This is a genomic window from Streptomyces ureilyticus (genome assembly GCF_011045025.1).
GTDB classification, from domain to species: domain Bacteria; phylum Actinomycetota; class Actinomycetes; order Streptomycetales; family Streptomycetaceae; genus Streptomyces; species Streptomyces ureilyticus.
This window is the reverse complement of record NZ_JAAKZX010000421.1, coordinates 1-2,554: the sequence shown is the minus strand read 5'-3', so window position 1 is coordinate 2,554 and position 2,554 is coordinate 1. Positions and strand designations below refer to the sequence as shown.

General features: G+C 67.0%; 2 protein-coding genes, 1 rRNA gene and 1 pseudogene. 2 read left to right on the top strand and 2 right to left on the bottom strand.

Annotated elements, in window-relative coordinates; all coding sequences use genetic code 11:
• Positions 1 to 278 (bottom strand): annotated as a pseudogene (locus G6048_RS47730) (GNAT family N-acetyltransferase); the annotation flags it as partial.
• A 141-nt stretch (positions 279 to 419) separates the two neighbouring features.
• On the opposite strand from G6048_RS47730, the gene G6048_RS47725 reads away from it, so the two are divergent.
• Positions 420 to 1,715: a sensor histidine kinase gene (locus G6048_RS47725; RefSeq protein WP_328829130.1), complete on the top strand. Its 1,296-nt coding sequence runs from the start codon at positions 420 to 422 to the stop codon at positions 1,713 to 1,715.
• Positions 1,712 to 2,380, top strand: a complete 669-nt coding sequence (locus G6048_RS47720) for a response regulator (protein ID WP_165345843.1) — start codon at positions 1,712 to 1,714, stop codon at positions 2,378 to 2,380. The genes G6048_RS47725 and G6048_RS47720 overlap by 4 nt, the downstream gene beginning before the upstream one ends.
• Positions 2,381 to 2,428: 48 nt before the next feature.
• Here the strand turns inward: G6048_RS47720 and rrf are convergent.
• A 5S ribosomal RNA gene (gene rrf, locus G6048_RS47715) occupies positions 2,429 to 2,545 on the bottom strand.
• Positions 2,546 to 2,554 lie beyond the last annotated feature (9 nt).

The window sequence follows — 2,554 nt, the reverse complement described above, 5'->3', positions numbered from 1 at the left end:
CCCCCGAACGTCCCTTCCGCCCCCGCCTCTTCAACGAGCACAACCACGCACCCGACCCACCGCCCGTCGGCCCCCTCAGCCACGAACTGCTGCCGCTCGAGCACCCCCTCCGCAGCGCCCGCAGCCCGCTCCCGCCAGAAACTGTCAGGCTTCACCACGGCCTCCTCATACGTCTCGAGGAAGGCAAGATGCGCCACCGGATCCCGAAGCCCAGCCAGCCGAAGCTCCTTCACCGCCGGCCACTCATCGGCACGTATAGAACGAATCACGGGGTCCATGAGCGTCACCGTAATACCCGGGTACTACGCCCCTCACCCGATTTCCCGCCACCGTCCGACGCCCAGCACACCGGCCCGGACGACCATCGAAGACATGACGACGGGACGTATGACGGGACTCCATACGAAGATGGGCCCGTGGTGACGACACGCGAAAAGGACTGGCAGGGCGACTGGACGCCGAACGGTCAGCCCCTCACCCGCCAGTTCCACCGCATCATCCAGCGAGGCCGCGCCTTCGACCGCCGCCATCCATGGGTGTGGAACACCCTGCTCACGGGCTTCTTCGTGACCGCCTGCCTCATCGACTTCACGAGCGGCGGCTGGAAGAACGTCACCGAGAACCCCGACACACCGAGCTGGCTGGTCGGAACGTTGTGCCTGGGCTTCTCGGTCCCCCTCTTCTGGCGCCGAAGCCACCCCTTCGCGGTCCTGCTGATGGTGATGCCGTTCTCCGTCGCCAACGTCTGGGAGGGCGCGGCCCTACAGGCCTCCATGACCCTGCTCGTCGTCATCTTCAACATCGCCCTGCGCACCCGCATGCGCACCTTGCTCTGGTCGTACGCCCTGGCCTCGGCGCCCTTCTGGCACCTCGGCTACCACTACCCCGACAAGGAGGGCCCCGGCGCCACGATCGCCCCGATCATGATGAGCCTCGCTCTGGCGGCGGTGGGCGGCATCGCGGTCCGCACACGACAGGAGTACCTCGCCTCCCTCGTCGACCGCGCCCGCCAGCTCGAAGTCGAACGCGACCAGCAGGCCCAGCTCGCCGCGGTCGCCGAACGCACCCGCATCGCCCGCGAGATGCACGACATCATCGGCCACAACCTCTCTGTCATCACCGGCCTGGCCGACGGCGGTGCGTACGCGGCCGCCAAGTCCCCGGACCGAGCCGCCCAGGCCCTGGAGGCGATCGGCACGACAAGCCGCCAGGCCCTCGCCGAACTCCGCCGCCTCCTCGACGTCCTACGCGAAGAAGCCCCCACAGCCGAACTGGCCCCGCAACCCTCCCTCACCGACCTCGACCACCTCATCGACGGCGTACGCTCAGCCGGCCTCCCCGTACGCTTCAAGATCCAGGGCCGCGCCGCCCGCGTCCCCGCCGGCACCCAGCTGACGATCTACCGCGTCATCCAGGAAGCCCTCACAAACACCCTCAAACACGCCGGACCGAACGCCACTTCACAGGTCTCGATCTCGTACGGGGACGGGGGCGCCGTCACGGCGACGGTCACCGACACCGGACGCGGAGGCCCCACCCCGAACGCGACCGAAGGCACCCCGGGCCGCGGCCTCGCCGGAATGCGCGAGCGAACGGCCCTGTACGACGGAACACTTGAAGCAGGCCCCCAGCCAACCGGCGGCTGGCGAGTCCACGTCCACCTCCCGGCCCTCCCCGCACCGCAGGACGCCACACCGAAGGAAGCCACTCCGTGACCACCGTCCTCATCACCGACGACCAGCCACTCCAGCGTTTCGGCTTCCGCATGCTCCTGGAGAGCCAGGACGACATGACCGTGCTGGGAGAGGCCGGCAACGGCACGGAGGCAGTCCGTATGACCGCCGAACTCCACCCCGACGTCGTCCTCATGGACATCCGCATGCCCGGCCTCGACGGCATCGAGGCCACCCGCCGCATCATCGCCTCCGGCGACCGAACCCGCGTCCTCATCCTCACCACCTTCGACCTCGACGAGTACGCATACGCCGGCCTACGCGCAGGCGCCAGCGGCTTCCTCATCAAGGACGCCCTCCCCGAGGAACTCCTCTCGGGCATCCGGTCAGTGGCAACGGGAGACGCGGTGGTGGCCCCCAGCCTGACCCGCCGACTCCTCGACGCGTACGTCCAGCACTTACCGTCTTCGGCACAGACAGACTCCACGTCCCTGGACCCTCGACTTGCCGTGCTGACAGAACGAGAACGGGAAATCCTCACCGTCATCGGCCAGGGCTGGTCAAACACCGAGATCTCTTCCCGATTTCATCTCGCGGAGTCGACGGTAAAGACGCACGTAAGCCGAATTCTCGCCAAGACGGGGACAAGAGATCGAGTCCAGGCGGTGATCTTGGCGTACGACACAAGGCTGGTGCGGCCATCCTGAAACGCAGAAAGCCCCACACCAAAAGGTGTGGGGCTTTCTCTACGTTTAGTTCGGCGGTGTCCTACTCTCCCACAGGGTCCCCCCTGCAGTACCATCGGCGCTGTAAGGCTTAGCTTCCGGGTTCGGAATGTAACCGGGCGTTTCCCTCACGCTATGACCACCGAAACACTATGA